The organism is Actinomadura rudentiformis (genome assembly GCF_008923185.1).
Classification (GTDB): domain Bacteria; phylum Actinomycetota; class Actinomycetes; order Streptosporangiales; family Streptosporangiaceae; genus Spirillospora; species Spirillospora rudentiformis.
On sequence record NZ_WBMT01000002.1, the window covers coordinates 457683 to 473315 of the forward strand.

General features: G+C 70.8%; 13 protein-coding genes and 1 riboswitch. Of the genes, 3 read left to right on the forward strand and 10 right to left on the reverse strand.

The annotated features are described in order from the left end of the window. Nucleotides 1-57: 57 nt before the first annotated feature. The gene (gene trpS / locus F8566_RS05570) at nucleotides 58-1122 is read right to left on the reverse strand and encodes a tryptophan--tRNA ligase (protein ID WP_151559032.1); all 1065 of its coding nucleotides are present in this window, start codon (nucleotides 1120-1122) and stop codon (nucleotides 58-60) included. Nucleotides 1123-1140: 18 nt separating this feature from the next. Then, nucleotides 1141-2154: a hemolysin family protein gene (locus tag F8566_RS05575; RefSeq protein ID WP_151558670.1), complete on the reverse strand. Its 1014-nt coding sequence runs from the start codon at nucleotides 2152-2154 to the stop codon at nucleotides 1141-1143. Nucleotides 2155-2294: 140 nt separating this feature from the next. Here F8566_RS05575 and galE point away from each other — a divergent pair, with 140 nt between their 5' ends. After that, a complete protein-coding gene (gene galE / locus F8566_RS05580) occupies nucleotides 2295-3266 on the forward strand; it encodes a UDP-glucose 4-epimerase GalE (protein WP_151558672.1) in 972 nt (323 codons plus the stop codon). After that, entirely contained in the window at nucleotides 3263-4399 is a 1137-nt protein-coding gene (galK, locus tag F8566_RS05585) for a galactokinase (protein WP_151558674.1), read from the forward strand. Before galE ends, galK begins: the two co-directional genes overlap by 4 nt. On the opposite strand, the gene F8566_RS05590 is transcribed toward galK, so the two are convergent. The 6 genes from F8566_RS05590 to F8566_RS05615 all read right to left on the reverse strand — a co-directional run bounded on the left by F8566_RS05590 (nucleotide 4384) and on the right by F8566_RS05615 (nucleotide 13140). Beyond that, the gene (locus F8566_RS05590; protein WP_192809528.1) at nucleotides 4384-5229 is read right to left on the reverse strand and encodes a COG1361 family protein; all 846 of its coding nucleotides are present in this window, start codon (nucleotides 5227-5229) and stop codon (nucleotides 4384-4386) included. The genes galK and F8566_RS05590 overlap by 16 nt on opposite strands. Before the next feature lie 183 nt (nucleotides 5230-5412). Then, the gene (locus F8566_RS05595) at nucleotides 5413-8106 is read right to left on the reverse strand and encodes a hypothetical protein (RefSeq protein WP_151558679.1); all 2694 of its coding nucleotides are present in this window, start codon (nucleotides 8104-8106) and stop codon (nucleotides 5413-5415) included. Beyond that, nucleotides 8103-9983, reverse strand: coding sequence for an HSP90 family protein (locus F8566_RS05600; protein WP_151558681.1), 1881 nt, complete (start codon nucleotides 9981-9983; stop codon nucleotides 8103-8105). The genes F8566_RS05595 and F8566_RS05600 overlap by 4 nt, the downstream gene beginning before the upstream one ends. Nucleotides 9984-10173: 190 nt before the next feature. Continuing rightward, entirely contained in the window at nucleotides 10174-11163 is a 990-nt protein-coding gene (locus tag F8566_RS05605) for a malate dehydrogenase (protein WP_151558683.1), read from the reverse strand. 312 nt (nucleotides 11164-11475) lie between these two features. Beyond that, on the reverse strand, nucleotides 11476-12699 hold the full coding sequence (locus tag F8566_RS05610) for an NADP-dependent isocitrate dehydrogenase (protein ID WP_151558685.1): 1224 nt from the start codon (nucleotides 12697-12699) through the stop codon (nucleotides 11476-11478). A 126-nt stretch (nucleotides 12700-12825) separates the two neighbouring features. Continuing rightward, nucleotides 12826-13140: a DUF3017 domain-containing protein gene (locus tag F8566_RS05615; RefSeq protein ID WP_151558687.1), complete on the reverse strand. Its 315-nt coding sequence runs from the start codon at nucleotides 13138-13140 to the stop codon at nucleotides 12826-12828. Nucleotides 13141-13441: 301 nt separating this feature from the next. Between F8566_RS05615 and F8566_RS05620 the strand changes: the two genes are divergently transcribed. After that, nucleotides 13442-14173, forward strand: a complete 732-nt coding sequence (locus tag F8566_RS05620) for an FHA domain-containing protein (protein WP_151558689.1) — start codon at nucleotides 13442-13444, stop codon at nucleotides 14171-14173. A gap of 144 nt (nucleotides 14174-14317) precedes the next feature. Here the strand turns inward: F8566_RS05620 and F8566_RS05625 are convergent, their stop codons facing one another. Both F8566_RS05625 and F8566_RS05630 read right to left on the reverse strand, forming a co-directional pair. Beyond that, nucleotides 14318-15172, reverse strand: coding sequence for a bifunctional methylenetetrahydrofolate dehydrogenase/methenyltetrahydrofolate cyclohydrolase (locus F8566_RS05625; protein ID WP_151558690.1), 855 nt, complete (start codon nucleotides 15170-15172; stop codon nucleotides 14318-14320). Between the two features lie 23 nt (nucleotides 15173-15195). Beyond that, a riboswitch (ZMP/ZTP riboswitch) is annotated at nucleotides 15196-15283 on the reverse strand. A 68-nt stretch (nucleotides 15284-15351) separates the two neighbouring features. Next, a complete protein-coding gene (locus F8566_RS05630) occupies nucleotides 15352-15531 on the reverse strand; it encodes a hypothetical protein (protein ID WP_151558692.1) in 180 nt (59 codons plus the stop codon). Nucleotides 15532-15633: the final 102 nt, after the last annotated feature.

Consider the following 15633-nt stretch of genomic DNA (forward strand, 5'->3'; position numbering starts at 1 on the left):
CCGATCGCCCTCTCCCCCGTGCCCGGACCACGCGGTGTGGCGGCGTCCGGGGAACGCCTAGTGGCCACGTCCCACGAATCCCACCCGCTCGCGCACGACGTCCATGGTGCCTGCCGCGACCGCGCTGGCCCGCTCGGCGCCGCGCGCCAGGATGCGCTCCAGCTCCGCCTCGTCGTCCAGCAGCTTCTGGGTGCGCTCGCGGATCGGCCCGAACGTGTCGAGCACGGCCTCGGCCAGGTCCTTCTTGAACTGGCCGTAGCCGGAACCCTCGTACCGCCGCTCCAGGTCCTCGATCGAGCTGCCGTCCAGCGCGGCGAAGATGCGCAGCAGGTTGGAGACGCCGGCCTTGTTCTCCTCGTCGAAGGTGACCTCCGAGCCGGTGTCGGTGACCGCGCGCATGATCTTCTTGCGCATCGGGCCCGGCTCCTCCAGCACGTCGATGATGCCCTGCGGCGACGACGCCGACTTGCTCATCTTGGCGGTCGGCTCCTGGAGGTCGGTGATCTTGGCGGCGCCCTGCGGGATGTAGGCCTCAGGTGCGACGAACGTGTCGCCGAACCGGTGGTTGAAGCGCTGCGCGAGCGTCCTCGTCAGCTCCAGGTGCTGGCGCTGGTCCTCGCCGACCGGAACGTGGAAGACCCGCTCGCCCGGGCCGGGCGTGGGCGTGTAGAGCAGGATGTCGGCGGCCTGCAGGATCGGGTAGGTGAACAGCCCCACGGTGGTCGCGTCGGCGCCCTGCTTGGAGGACTTGTCCTTGAACTGCGTCATCCGGCCGGCCTCGCCGAAGCCGGTGAGGCAGCCGAGCACCCAGGCGAGCTCGGCGTGCTCGGGCACGTGGCTCTGCAGGAAGAGGGTGGAACGCTCCGGGTCGACCCCCATGGCGAGCAGCTGGGCCGCGGACACCTTCGAGCGGCGCCGCAGCGCCTCCGCCTCGTACTTCACCGTGATGGCGTGCAGGTCGACGACGCAGTAGAAGGCCTCGTGCGAGTCCTGAAGCGCGACCCACTGCCGCAGCGCACCCAGGTAGTTACCAAGGTGGAACGAGTCGGCGGTGGGCTGGATCCCGGACAGCACGCGAGGTGCGGTCGTGCCGGCGGTGGGCTGCTGGGGCGCTTCGGACATGTGCACGGACCGATTCTCTCAGGCCTCGCTCGAGGCGGCGTCTTGGGTGTCGGCGTCGCGGGTAGCGGCGCCCACGGCAGCGGTTTCCACGGAACCCGTTTCTCCCCCATCCGGTGGGACGCCCCCGCGGGCAGGGGGGTTCGGACTGACACGCACCCGCTCGATGCGCCGCCCGTCCATCCGGGCGACCGCGAGCCGGCTCCCGCCGGCCTCGACCCAGTCACCCTCGGCGGGCACCTGCCCGAGGACGGCCATGATGTGCCCGGCGACGGTCTCGTAGGGCCCCACGGGCAGCCGGATGCCGGTCTCGGCGGCGAAGTCGTCCAGGTTGAGCAGGCCGTCGACCTCGACCACCCCGTCGCGCAGGCGGCGAGCCTGTACGTCCTTCACATCATATTCGTCGCGGATGTCACCGATCAGCTCTTCGACAAGGTCTTCGAGAGTGACGATCCCCGCCGTTCCGCCGTACTCGTCCATGACGATCGCCAGGTGGTGTCCCTCGCGCCGCATCTCCGAGAGCACCGGCAACACCAGCTGCGAGGCCGGCAGGTACAGGACCGGCCGGACCAGCTCGCCCACCGGGACCGACCGGTCCGCCACCTCCGGCACGAGCAGGTCGCGGATGTGCACGAAGCCGATCACCTCGTCATGGGAGTCCCGGCACACCGGGAACCGCGAGTGCGGGGTCGCCGCGGCGATCCGGGCGGCCGTGGACAGCGGCAGCGTCGCGTCCAGGAACACCACCTCGGTACGCGGGACCAGGACCTCGCGCAGGGGCCGTTCCCCGGCCGCGAAGACCTCCTCGATCAGCGCCCGTTCCTCGGTGGTGAGCTGCGTGTTCCCCGCGACCATGGCTCGCATGCGATCCGCGGTGATCTCCTCGCGGAGCGCCTGCGGGTCGCCTCCGCCCAGCCGTACGGCAAGATCGGTGGACTTGGACAACAACCAGACCAGCGGCCGAGCGACCCGCCGCGGCGGTTGCGGTGGGCCTGCCTGCGGCGATACGGGTTGCCGCGGCTCCATCGGGTCCATTCGTTCAGCCTTCCCAGGTTCTCCTTACAGATAGCCTGGACCGGCATCGCCGACTCGCCCAGACCCCAGAAGATCCCAAAGCGAAGACCCCGGAAGCGAAGACCGGGAAGCGAAGACCCCGGAAGCAGGAGGACTCACCAGTGAAGCTGCTCGTCACCGGAGGCGCCGGCTATATCGGCAGCGTCGTCACCGCTCTGCTGCTGGAGGCCGGGCACGAGGTGGTGGTGCTCGACGACCTGTCCACGGGGCATGAGGACGCGACGCCGGAGGGCGCCCTGCTCGTCCGGGGCACGCTGCGCGACCGGGCGTTCGAGGTGCTCGACGGCGCCGGCTTCGACGCGGTGCTGCACTTCGCGGCCAAGTCGCTGGTCGGCGAGTCGGTGGAGAAGCCGGGGCTGTACTGGGACAAGAACCTCGGCGAGTCGCTGGCGCTGCTGGACGCCATGCGCCGGGCCGGCGTGTCCAAGATCGTCTTTTCCTCGACGGCGGCGACCTACGGCGAGCCGGAGTCCACACCGATCCTGGAGACCGACCCGACGCGGCCGACCAACCCCTACGGCGCCTCCAAGCTCGCGATCGACACGGCGCTGGCCGAGTACGCCCGGCTGTTCGGCCTGGGCGGCGTCTCGCTCCGCTACTTCAACGTGGCCGGGGCGTACGGAGCGTATGGCGAGCGTCACACTGTCGAGACCCATCTGATCCCCAACGTGCTCAAGGTCGCGTTGGGCGAGCGCGAGTCGGTCAGCATGTTCGGCGAGGACTACCCGACGCCCGACGGCACCTGCATCCGTGACTACGTGCACGTGGTCGACCTGGGCGTGGCGCACCTGCTGGCGCTGGACGCGTGCGCCCCCGGTGAGGCGGGCGCCCCGGGCGAGCACAAGATCTTCAACCTGGGCAGCGGCAGCGGCTACTCGGTCCGCGAGGTCATCGAGGTCTGCCGCGAGGTGACCGGGCATCCGATCCCGGCAGTGGTCAGCCCGCGCCGCGCCGGCGACCCGGCGGTGCTGGTGGCCTCGTCCGACAAGATCCAGTCGACGCTGGGCTGGAAGCCCGAGCGGGATCTGCGGACCATGGTCACCGACGCCTGGACCTTCCTCCAGTCACGATGAGCCCCGATCCTTCCGCGCTCGCGGCGGCCTTCGGCGAGGCGTACCAGCGGGCCCCCGAGGGCGTCTGGCACGCACCCGGCCGGCTCAACCTGATCGGCGAGCACACCGACTACAACGACGGTTTCGTCCTTCCGTTCGCCCTCGATCTCGGTGTCTCCGTCGCGGCGGCGCGCCGCGACGACGGCATGCTGCACCTGCGGTCGCTGCAAGCCGCCGACCAAGGAATCACCGTGCCGGTGAAGGGTGGTTCGCTGGACGGGTGGGCGGCCTACCCGGCCGGGGTCGCCTGGCTGCTGCACGAGCACGGCGCCGGCGGCGCTTCACTGCTGATCGACTCGGACCTGCCCGCCGGCGCGGGCCTGTCGTCCTCGGCGGCGCTGGAGTGCGCCACCGCACTGGCCCTCTGCGATCTGTACGGGATCGAGATGGACCGGCGGGAGCTGGCGCTGCTCGCCCAGCGGGCCGAGAACGAGCACGTGGGGATGCCCTGCGGGATCATGGACCAGTCGGCCTCGCTGCTGGCCACCGACGGTCACGCGCTGATGCTCGACTGCCGTTCGGGCCTGACCTCCCAGGTACCCTTCGCCCCCGCCGACTCGGGGCTGACCATGCTGGTCGTCGACACCCGCGCCACGCACACCCTGACCGGCGGGGAGTACGCGCAGCGCCGCGCCGAGTGCGAGGAGGCCGCCCGGCTCCTGGGCGTCCCGGCTCTCCGCGACGTCAAGGACCTCGCCGCAGCGCTCGCGGCGCTGGCCGATCCGGTGCTGCGCCGCCGCGTCCAGCACGTCGTCACCGAGAACCACCGCGTCGAGGCGGTCGTCGGGCTGTTGCGGGCGGGCGCGGTGACGGAGCTGGGCTCGATGCTGACGGCGTCCCACCTGTCGCTGCGGGACCAGTTCGAGATCTCGTGGCCGGAGGCCGACGTGGCCGTCGAGGAGGCCCTGCGCGCCGGGGCCCGGGGCGGCCGCATGATCGGCGGCGGCTTCGGCGGCTCGGCGATCGTTCTGACGGCCACCGAGCGCGTCGACGAGGTACGGGCGGCGATCACCGGTGCCTACGCGGCCCGTGGCTGGACACCGCCCACGATCTTCGAGGCGAATCCCGCCCCGGGTGCTCACCGCGTCAGCTGAGGCGGGCTGGTGAAGCGGGCCACCTGGACCCTGGCGGTGGCGGTGTTGTTGACCGGGCGTCGGTCACCGAGGGTGTGTGACGTGGTGACCGCGTACTCCTGAGCGACGACCCGCCCAGACGGGGAGAACCGCGCCCGGAAGTACAGGGTCCGGCGAGCCCCCACCGGCAAGGTGCCCAGCGCGCACCTCAGGAAATGGCCGCCGGCTCGCTCGCCCGTTGCCCGGCAGGAGGTGCCCCGGCGCTTCCACGGCGCTGTGAGGCGGGCTCCGTGCGCGCCCAGATGCAGCTTGACGCGCCGTGCCGGGCGCGGACCGCGGTTGACGACGGTGACCGCGAGCGCCAGCCTGCCGTTCGGAGCCACCCGGCGCGGCGCGGACAGCCGCACCGCCACGTCGGTGCTCGGCGCGACCTTCGTGATCGTGCGGGCCATGTTGTTGCGGAGAACGGGATCCGCCGCGCTGCTCGCGTACGTCCTTGCCTGGACGCGGTACGAGCCACGGGCGGCCGGCTTCACTATCCCCAGGATGTGGACAGTGCGCGACGTTCCCGCGGCAAGGGCGGCGCGCGGGCACGTGAGCGTTCTGCCACGTTCGCGGCAGGCGAGGTCGGAGATCTCGACGACGGAGATCCCGCGCGGCAGCCGCACCACGGTCGCGGCGTCGGTGACGGCCGCCGGACCTGCGTTGCGGAGCCGTACGGCATAGCCGACGACCGAGCCGGTCTTCACCCGGTGGGCCGGACCGGTGACCTCCATCCGCAGGTCGGCCGTGGCCAGGGGCAGCGGGGCGGCGTCCGCCAAGCCGGTGGCGAGCATGACAGTAGCCACCATGGCGCCCATGACGGACAAAGCGATCGGAACCCGACGCATGAAAGATCCACCCCGACGTGCGAAGGTGACGGCCGCCCACCGCGGGCCGGAAGCCGTCACCTCAATCCCCGTGTACGGAACGGAGTCTATTGAACGCGGAAGGTCATCGACTGGCGGACACGCAGAGTCAACAAAAGGCGGGAGTCACGAGAGTTCGTCCTGGATGCTGGAGCGCAGGCGCAAGGCGGCCTCCGCGGCGTCGGTCTCGTTCAGGGACGTGTAACCCTCGATGGCCTCGCCGACGCTGCGCAGCGCCTCGTCGTAGCGGGAGACGTTCGCGAGCAGGCGCGCCTCGTCGTACGCGACCATCGAGGTCTCCCAGGTCAGCGCAGCCGGGTTGTCAGGCGGCAGCTCTTTCAAGCCGGCACGGGCCCGCTCCATCTCGGCCAGGGCCTCGTCCTCTCGGCCGCTCCACAGATGACAGAGGGCGCCGCGCCGACGTGTCCGGACGACGCCGTAGGGATTCCCGGCCTTGGCGAAGGCGTCGGCGGACTCGGCGAACCGCTCCGCCGCCAGCGCGTCCTTGTCCAGGCCGGTGAGGACCTCGGCGGCCGTCTCCAGCAGCTGCGCGGCGGCACCGGGTTCGTCGTCCTCGCGTGCCAGTTCCGTGAAGAGCTCGGCGGCCTGCGGCTCGCCGAGCTCTCGCTGGGAGTGGGCGAGAATGAAGCGGAGGCGGCGTTCGGCCGCGCTGTCGTCCAGCTGGGCGAGCATCGGGGCCGCTTCCTCGGCGACTTCGGCGGCCTCGAAATGCCGTCCGGTCGTGTAGTAGGCCGCCGCCAGCTCCACCCGCGCGTGGGCGGCCTGGGCGTGCGCCCCTTCGGCGGTGAACCCGGCCACCGCCTCCACCAGGTCCGCGACCGCGTCCGCCGCGCGCTCGTGCGACAGCAGGAGCCTGCCGCGCTCGGCGTGCGCGGCCAGGCGGAGCATGGGCAGCACGGCGTTCGCCAGCGTCTCATCGAACGCCGCGAGCGCTTCGTCCAGGCCCGCCGGGTCGTGCGAAAGCAGCTGCCCGAGCATGAAGGCCGCCTCGGCAAGCGGGTCGCGGTCGGCGACGGTCCGCAGCGCGTCGCAGGCCCGCCGTAGCGCGGCCACGGCTTCCTCGTGGCGGCCGAGATGTGCCAGTGCCCGGGCCCGGTTGAGCTCCACGTTGCCGATGTCGTGCGGCTCGTCCGGTGTGAGATCGGCGAGCACCGCGATCGTTTCCTCTGGACTGCCCGACTCCAGATGGTGGCCGCTGAGCCGAAGGCGTGCGGTCAGGGCGCGCCGCGTTCCCGGCGCGTGCTCGTCCAGGTAGGCCACCGCTGTGGTGAGCAGCGGAACGCCCTCGTCGGGCTGGCCCAGCCCCATGAGGGCACCACCGATGCGGCTGAGGACGGAGTGCTGGAGAACGGGATCTCCGGCCTCCGCATACAACTCCGCGGCCCGCCACCACTCGGCCAGCCCGGCCTCGGCCTCACCGCTCATGAGCAGTTCGAGGCCGCGCCCGTCGGCGCGTTGCGCGCTCTGTCCCGTGGTCAGGACGGCATCCGTGGCGGCCAGGACCTCGTCGAAGCGGTGCCAGGCCGCCCGGGCGGAGTCCAGGTCACGGGCCTGCCATCGTTCGTCGGCCGCCGCCAGGAGCGCGTCGAGATCATCGACGTCCGAATAGTCCGCGGCGGGGCGGCGGTCGGGCGCGACGGCCTCGGTCGATGTCATGACTTGAGGGGGCGTCGCGGTGGTGGGGCGGCGGTCGTGCGCGGTCAGCGGCAGGTGATCGACGATCGGGCCGGCGGCGAGGATCTCCCGTACGAGGTCCCCCTGGTACGTGGTGCCGTTGCGGGCGTCGAAGCGCGCCGCGAGCTGCGTGGCCTGCTCGGTCAGCTCGGCCCGCAGTTCGGCGGCGGACACGTCCGCGGCCTTCCGATCGCCGTGCGCGGGACGGCGGAGCGAGACCTCGCCGCCATGGCCGGTCTCGTCGAGCCGCCGCAGCAGCAGTGCCGACGCGGCGGCGAACCGCATCGCCGAGTGCGGGCTGGGTGCCCGGTCCAGCCAGCCCAGGTGACGCTGGAGGATCTCCAGCCCTCGTGGCTCGTTGCCGGTCTGCGCGCAGAACTCGATGTGCTCGGCGATGTCGGCGAAGTCCGCGATGTTGGACCGCATGATCCGGTAGCCGCGGCGGTGCGCATCCCGTGCGTCCTCCACGCGGCCCGTACGGAGATAGACGGGCAGCAGCGCGGTGAGGATGCCCTGCGGCTGTTCGGTGCAGTTGAGCTCGGCGCTCAGCACGGGCGCCGCGATGGCCAGCGCCTCCTCGTCCCGCTCCCGGCTCGCGAGGTGGTAGACCATCCCGGTCGGGTCGCAGCCCGCGCAGTCCGACAGCTCGTCGCGCGGCGCCGCACGCCACCGCGCGTACCACTCGTCGGCCGCGCCGGCATCGCCCACATGGCGCGCCACAGCGTGCCGGTAGTGGTACACCGCCTGCAGGCTGTGGCCGCCGAGCAGGTAACGGCGCTCCATCTCGTCCAGGATCGCGTACGTCCGGTCCAGCGGGATCTCGGGGAAGAGGGTGAGCGAGTTGACCATCCACTTGATCTGCCAGAGCAGCCGGGCCCCCTCGTCGAACCGGCCGGGGTCCCGGTCATGGTCGGCCAGGCAGCGGCTGAACGTGGTGAACGCCTTCGCCGGCTCCCCGCCGTACTGGTAGGCGGTGGTCAGCTCCATCCGTACCCGGAACGCCAGCTCCGGTTCGCCCGCGGCCTCCGCCTGCCGCAGGGCGTCCTCCACGAGGACCGTTTTGGCCTCGCCGTACGGGAGCTCCCCAGCCCGCGCCATCAGGTCGTAGACGTGGTCAACGCTCACGGCGTGGCCTCCGGGTCGTGCACGGCCCAGTCCAGCAGACCGAGGAACGAGCGGTTCAGGACGGCGGTGTCGGCGGCGCGCAGGGGATGATGGCCGAGCAGCAGCGCCTGGCCGTACAGCGCCTGGACCGCCAGCTCGATCAGCCCCTCCTCGGCGGGACCCGGTCCGGCCGCGCCCGAAGCGGCCGGGGGCGGCGCACCGGGTTTGATCATGGTGACGCGGCGGGTGAGGGGGTTGCGATGGTTGAGGACCAGCTGCGGGCGGTCCCGTTCGACCGCGTCGTTCATCGCGCCCAACACGTCGTTCCAGAGGTCGTCGGCCAGTTCCCGGGCCTCCTCCAGCTCCGCCTGGTGCCGGGCCGCGCGGCTGGTGAGGTAGAGCGCGGGCAGCGACGGCGGATCGAAGTCGCGCAGGACCACTTCGCAGCCGAGCCGGTCGACGGCCCTCTGCGCAGCGGCGAGGAACGGCCGCAGCGCGAGTTCCGTGCCCGGATCGAGCACCCCGAAATGGGTGGTCAGCTCGGCCGGGTCGAGACGACGCAGCGCCACGTCCGGATCGATGTCCGGAAGCCGCTCGATGATCTCGGTGTCGTGGACGTAGCCGCCGTTCACCAGCCCGACGCCCTGCGCGGCGGAGACCGCCGACAACCGCCGGAACTCCTCCACGTTGGTGGTGTACCGGCCGCCGGCGTGCCGCTTGCGGAACTCCGCCAGCGTCATCGGCCCGGCGGAGGTCTCGAACTCCAGCCAGCGGTCGACGATGCGCAGCATGTCGTCGTCGTGCACCGCCATCGCCTTGACGCCGAGCTGGTGCAGGCGCAGGAAACCGCGGAGCCGTGCCGGATCGGTCTCCGACAGCCGGACGAGCCACTGGCGCAGTTGCTCGCCCAGCGCATCCCGGGTCGCTTCCAGCAGTTCGTCCTCGTACAGCGCCTCGCGGCTGGCGGTCGGGCGCAGCTCCCCCGCGTCCACCACACAGCGCACGAAGAACGCCCACTCGGGCAGCAGTCCCTCGACGTTCTCGGCCAGCAACATCCGCTTGAGGTAGACGCGGTGCGCGGCGCGGGCACTCGGCGTGACGGGTTGCGGAAGGACGAAGGCGACGCCGGTGAGGCCGGCCTCGGGCACGTTGAGCTCGATCACGTCGAACGGCTCGAATCCGTACAGATCGCGGCAGTAGGCGTCGAGCGCCCGGCGGCGACGCGCCGGATCGGGGTACGCCGCCTGCCAGGGCGGCCCGTCCCCGGTGATCGCCGCACCGTCCACGGTGAGCTCGACCGGCAGCAGCGAGCCGTACGCGCGGGCCAGCTCGGCGACGGTGGCCGGGGCGAGCAGGTCGGCGGAGCCTGGGCGGGGACGCAGAGTGACGGTGGTGCCGGGCTCGTCGCGTTCACCGGGCTCGACCTGGTAGCGGCCGTCTGCGAAGCCGGTCCACTTCACGGCCGTCCCGGTCGTGCTTCTGGCCGACCGGGTCACGACCTCGATCTCGTCGGCGACGAGGAACGCCGAGAGCAGGCCGATCCCGAACTGGCCGAGGAAGTCGTGCCGGGCGAAGCCCAGCTCGTCCCGCTTGGACGAACGGCCGATCGTGGCGAGCAGCCGGTGGACCTCGTCCTCGGTGAGACCGATCCCGTCGTCATGGACCCGCAGCAGACCGTCGCGAGTCTCGACGGCGACCGTGCCGCCGGCTTCGCCGCGAGCTGTGTCACTTGTGGGGGGACGACCCCCCACACCCCCCGGAGCGGCTTCGCCGCGGGCTGTGATCGCGTCCACCGCGTTCTGCAGGAGCTCCCGCAGGTAGACCCGGGGACTGGAGTACAGATGCCGGCTGAGCAGGTCCACCACGCCACGTAGATCGACTTGAAACGCCTGCTCCACCCGTTCGTCCTCCCGGCGACCGCCGCCACCCTCGGTACGCGTAACGGCTGACCCGTCACCTTATCGAGTGCTTGCGGGGCATCCCCGACATTTACGGCACCGTGGCGTCGGCCGGAAACCGGCAAGGGGTCCTCCGGAAAGCCGGCGAGCCCCGGGCCGCCGGCCCGGGGCTCGCGTCACATCGGATCGCTCAGATGAGGCCCAGCTTGCGGACGGCGTCGCGCTCCTCGGCCAGCTCGTTCACCGAGGCGTCGATCCGGCCGCGGGAGAAGCCGTCGATGTCCAGACCCTGGACGATCTCCCACTTGCCGTCCTTGGTGGTGACCGGGAAGGACGAGATGAGGCCCTCGGGCACGCCGTAGGAGCCGTCGGAGACGACCGCCATCGACGTCCAGTCACCCTCGGCCGTGCCGTTCACCCAGGTGTGCACGTGGTCGACGGCGGCAGAGGCGGCCGACGCGGCCGAGGACGCGCCCCGGGCCTCGATGATCGCGGCGCCGCGCTTGGCGACGGTCGGGATGAAGGTGTTCTCCAGCCAGTCCTGGTCGTTCACGGTCTCGGCGGCGTTCTTGCCGGCGATCTCCGCGTGGAACAGGTCCGGGTACTGGGTGGCCGAGTGGTTGCCCCAGATGGTCATCTTCTTGATGTCGGAGACCGAGACGCCGGCTTTCTTCGCCAGCTGCGCCAGCGCGCGATTGTGGTCGAGGCGGGTCATCGCCGTGAAGCGCTCGGCCGGGACGTCCGGGGCGTGCTGCTGGGCGATGAGGGCGTTGGTGTTGGCGGGGTTGCCCACGACCAGGACCTTGATGTCGTCGGCGGCACCGGCGTTGATGGCCTCGCCCTGCGGCTTGAAGATGCCGCCGTTGGCCTCCAGGAGGTCACCGCGCTCCATGCCCTTGGTCCGCGGGCGGGCGCCGACCAGCAGGGCGACGTTGGCGCCGGCGAAGGCCTGGGTGGGGTCGTCGAAGATGTCGACGCCGTCCAGCAGCGGGAAGGCGCAGTCGTCGAGCTCCATGGCGGTGCCCTCGGCGGCCTTGACCGCCTGCGGGATCTCCAGCAGACGCAGGCGTACGGGCGTGTCCGCTCCGAGCAGCTGCCCGGACGCGATGCGGAAGAGCAGCGCGTAGCCGATCTGGCCGGCGGCGCCGGTAACCGTGACTGAGACTGGGGTGCGAGCCATTGCCTTCTTCTCTCCTGCTGTGGCCTGAGGGGCTCAGGCGGCCGTCCTTCGATCTCGAGCCCGACCGCCCGCGAGATGAGCCGCCGCCGAGTTTCTCTCGTCGTCGAGATATTCCACCCGCCAGGCTATCGCGCGCACGATGCGCCGCCTCCCCCAGGTGCGCCACCCGGCATGGACGGAAACGCGAAAGGCCGCCCCGGGGTTTCCGGACCGGCCTTTCATACGTTCCCCGCGTTGGCGAGGCCAACGGTGTCCTTGCCGGCCAGCAGGGCCGGCTCCGGCACCATCCCCGCAGGTGCGGGAACGAAGGAATCAGTTCTCGTTGATCTTCTTCTGGAGGTTGACGTCCAGCGCGTGCAGGAACTCCTGCGTGGTCAGGAACGGCGTCTCTGAGCCCACCAGGAGCGCGAGGTCCTTGGTCATCTGGCCGTTCTCGACGGTCTCGACGCAGACCTGCTCCAGCTTGTTGGCGAACTCCGTGACCTCGGGCTGGTTGTCGAGCTTGCCGCGGTGGGCCAGGCCCCGGGTCCACGCGAAGATGGACGCGATGGGGTTGGTGGAGGTCGGCTTGCCCTGCTGGTGCTGCCGGTAGTGGCGGGTCACCGTGCCGTGCGCGGCCTCGGCCTCGACGGTCCGGCCGTCCGGGGTCATGAGCACCGAGGTCATCAGGCCGAGGGAGCCGAAGCCCTGCGCCACGGTGTCGGACTGGACGTCGCCGTCGTAGTTCTTGCACGCCCAGACGTAGCCGCCCTCCCACTTGAGGGAGGCGGCGACCATGTCGTCGATGAGCCGGTGCTCGTAGGTGAGCCCCTTGGCCTCGAAGTCGGCCTTGAACTCGGCGTCGAAGATCTCCTGGAACACGTCCTTGAACATGCCGTCGTAGGCCTTGAGGATCGTGTTCTTGGTCGACATGTAGACCGGGTAGTCCCGGGACAGGCCGTACCGGAACGATGCGCGCGCGAAGTCCTCGATGGACTTGCGGAAGTTGTACATCGACAGCGCGACGCCGCCACCCTCGGGGTAGTCCGCGACGTGGAACTCCATGGGCTCGGAGCCGTCCTCCGGCGTGAACGTCACCGTGAGCTTGCCCGGGCCGGGAACCTTGAAGTCGGTCGCGCGGTACTGGTCACCGAACGCGTGACGGCCGACCACGATGGGCTTGGTCCAGCCCGGAACGAGCCGGGGGACGTTCTGCATGATGATCGGCTCGCGGAAGATGACGCCGCCGAGGATGTTGCGGATCGTTCCATTGGGGGAACGCCACATCTTCTTGAGGCCGAACTCCTCCACCCGGGCCTCGTCGGGCGTGATCGTGGCGCACTTCACACCGACGCCGTGCTGCTTGATCGCATTCGCGGCGTCAATGGTGACCTGGTCGTCCGTGGCGTCACGGTGCTCGATCCCGAGGTCGTAGTACTTCAGGTCCACGTCAAGGTAGGGCAGGATCAACTGGTCCTTGATGAACTCCCAGATGATCCGCGTCATTTCGTCGCCGTCGAGTTCGACGACGGGGCCCGCTACTTTGATCTTGGGCATGCTGTTGCTGTCCCTTTCCTACACCGGCCAGCAGTCCTTGTAAGGCTCAACTGGTCAGGCTATCCGAGCGCCAACAGAGGTCTAGACCTCGCCCCGGCCTTTTGGACCATTCACTCCATAGTGGAGTTAATCGGGCACGACCCAGGCGACCACGGCGATGGCCACGGCGAAGCCCGTCATCGTGGCCACGTCCATCCACTTCTTGCGGGTCTCGAGCATCCCGACCTGGCTCGGGGGGAGCACCAGCCGGGCGAGCGCGCCGAAGAGGACGGCGGCGGCCATCAACCCCGACCCCTTGCGGAAGTAGTTGAACGAGCACAGCACCAGAGCGCCCGCCACCCCACAGAGAACGATCATGTAGGGCAGCTGTCCCAGCCAGTGCGGCGTGGCGCCGCGCCGCTTGGGTGCTCTCCGCCGGCGCCGGTGCAGCTCCGTGCTCATGGCCTCGCTCTGCGTGTCGGGGCGAACGTTCCGTCAGAACTCACGTTAGCCGCAACCAGCGGCTCTCATGACCGCTCCGACGGGACCGGGTTTCGGTGCGGCATCTCCGGATATTTCTGACGTCCGGCGGCCCCATCCCGGGAAACACTCACCGGAGAGCTGATACAGGTGGGGTCCGATACGTGTGGATGGACACGAAAAGCCTTGTGCCACAGTCCCTACTCGCCAGTAGGAGGGTGTGACTCCGGGGCGCCCGGGTAACCCGGCAGACAGGGGTCGCTAACTAGCTGGGAGGACTGCCGTGGAGGGGCCGTTCATGCGGATCGAGGACAGCGGGCTGGTGATGCCGCTGCGCCCCGACGTCACGACGGTCGGGAGAGGACGAGGAGTGGACATTCGCCTCGACGACCCGAGTGTGTCCCGATTGCACGCAGAGATCGTTCGGCGCGGCCCGTACGTATACGTGGTCGACATGGGGCTGTCACGGAACGGCACCCGCGTCAACGGCCGGCCGATCGCCCGCCGCGTACTGGAGGACGGCGACGTCGTGAGCTTCGGCACGGCGCGCTGCCGGATGGGGGGAATCCCCCGCGAGGAGGTCGATCCCGACGTCGAGCTGCGGCGCGCCGTGGCACCCGAACTCACCCGCCGAGAGGTCGATGTCCTGACCTCGCTCTGCCGGCCCGCCCTTTCGGACGAGGCCTTCGTCGCCCCCGCCACCGCGAGGGAGATCGCCGCCGACCTGGTCGTGACCGAAGCCGCGGTCAAGCAGCACCTGCTGCGGCTCTATCAGAAGTTCCGCATCCCCGAGGGCGCCAACCGCCGTACGCGGCTGGCCAACGAGGTCATCGCGATGGGCCTCGTCCGGCCGCTGCCCCCGGTGCACGTCCCCCAGCAGAACCGGCCGCCACTGGACGGCCAGGGGCCGGGGGGAGTACGACGCGCGGCGCCGCCGGGCGGCAACCACGCGACAGGGCACCCAGCGGGCCCGCGCGGACCGGCCACCAGTACTGCCGGCCGCAGGGCAAGCTGACGTGATCTGCGGCCGTCCCCACGGCAGCGCAAAAACCCGGGGACGGCCGCAGGAACCGCCCGTCGTGGTCACGCGGACGAGCCCGGCTCGCTCGCGTGACCACGGCGGGCGGCCCCGTGTTCAGCGCCTTCACCCCGCATCGGGTCAAGCGTGAAGGGTGCTCTCCGCCGCTTCCACCACGTTGGCCAGGAGCATCGCGCGGGTCATGGGGCCCACGCCGCCGGGGTTGGGGGCCACCCAGGCGGCCACGTCGCGGACGGATTCGGCCACGTCACCGGCGAGCTTGCCGTCGACGCGGGAGACGCCGACGTCCAGAACGGCGGCACCCGGCTTGATCATGTCGCCGGTGATGAGACCGGGCACGCCGGCGGCGGCCACCACGATGTCGGCGTTGCGGACGTGGGCGGCCAGGTCCCGGGTGCCGGTGTGGCAGAGGGTCACGGTCGCGTTCTCGCTGCGGCGGGTCAGCAGGAGGCCCAGCGGGCGGCCGACCGTGACGCCACGGCCGATCACCGTGACGTCGGCGCCGCGCAGCGGCACCTCGAAGCGGCGCAGGAGGGCCACGATGCCCTTGGGCGTGCACGGCAGCGGGGCCGCCTCCATTAGGACGAGGCGGCCCAGGTTGACCGGCTGGAGGCCGTCGGCGTCCTTGGCCGGGTCGATCATCTCCAGCACGCGCTGCTCGTTCAAACCCTTGGGCAGCGGCAGTTGAACGATGTAGCCGGTGCACGCGGGGTCGGCGTTCAGCTCGGTTACGGCCCGTTCGACGTCCTCCTGGGAGGCGTCGGCGGGCAGGTCGCGGCGGATGCTCTGGATGCCGACCTCGGCGCAGTCGCGGTGCTTCATGGTGACGTAGGCGTGGCTGCCGGGGTCGTCGCCGACCAGCACGGTGCCGAGCCCGACCGATACGCCGCGGTCGCGCAGCGCCTCGACGCGGACCTTGAGGTCGGCGCGGATCTCCGCGGCCGTGGCCTTGCCGTCCAGGACCTGTGCCGTCATTGGTTCCTCCGCGTGCTCAGGGGCCCGTACACCCAGGCGCGCGGTGTGCGGACCGTCCTTCGCTCCCCGGTGGTCGAATCCACCTTGACTGCGCCAGTCGCGTTCGCCCCATGCTATCGACGGATCGAACGGGGGCGGGCCTGCCGCGGTCAGTCCTGATCGGGGCGGCCCGGCGCGGGTCAGTCCTGGTCGGGGCGGCTGCGCCAGGCGATCAGGCGGTCGGTGCCGTGCCAGCCGAGCTGCGCGGCCAGAACGGCGGCGAGGAAGGCGGCGACGAGGCCGATCACCTGACGGGACTCCATCAGCAGGGATGCCGTCTGCACGACGTTCCCCAGGATGAGAGTGGCCAGGAAGTCCATCACGCCTCCTTCAGCGCTTGGGCGCGCCGGAGTCAAATGCGGGGCGGAAGGCGCGACGGTTCCCGAGGCTACCAACGTTCAAACGTAAAACTTCCCACACGC

Excerpts from the sequence above, each read along its gene's own strand:
- trpS (WP_151559032.1), bottom strand. The coding sequence starts at position 1,122 with ATGTCCGAAGCGCCCCAGCAGCCCACCGCCGGCACGACCGCACCTCGC.
- F8566_RS05615 (WP_151558687.1), bottom strand. The coding sequence starts at position 13,140 with ATGAGCACGGAGCTGCACCGGCGCCGGCGGAGAGCACCCAAGCGGCGC.
- galK (WP_151558674.1), top strand. The coding sequence starts at position 3,263 with ATGAGCCCCGATCCTTCCGCGCTCGCGGCGGCCTTCGGCGAGGCGTAC.
- F8566_RS05605 (WP_151558683.1), bottom strand. The coding sequence starts at position 11,163 with ATGGCTCGCACCCCAGTCTCAGTCACGGTTACCGGCGCCGCCGGCCAG.
- F8566_RS05630 (WP_151558692.1), bottom strand. The coding sequence starts at position 15,531 with ATGGACTTCCTGGCCACTCTCATCCTGGGGAACGTCGTGCAGACGGCA.
- F8566_RS05610 (WP_151558685.1), bottom strand. The coding sequence starts at position 12,699 with ATGCCCAAGATCAAAGTAGCGGGCCCCGTCGTCGAACTCGACGGCGAC.
- F8566_RS05590 (WP_192809528.1), bottom strand. The coding sequence starts at position 5,229 with ATGGTGGCTACTGTCATGCTCGCCACCGGCTTGGCGGACGCCGCCCCG.
- F8566_RS05575 (WP_151558670.1), bottom strand. The coding sequence starts at position 2,154 with ATGGACCCGATGGAGCCGCGGCAACCCGTATCGCCGCAGGCAGGCCCA.
- F8566_RS05625 (WP_151558690.1), bottom strand. The coding sequence starts at position 15,172 with ATGACGGCACAGGTCCTGGACGGCAAGGCCACGGCCGCGGAGATCCGC.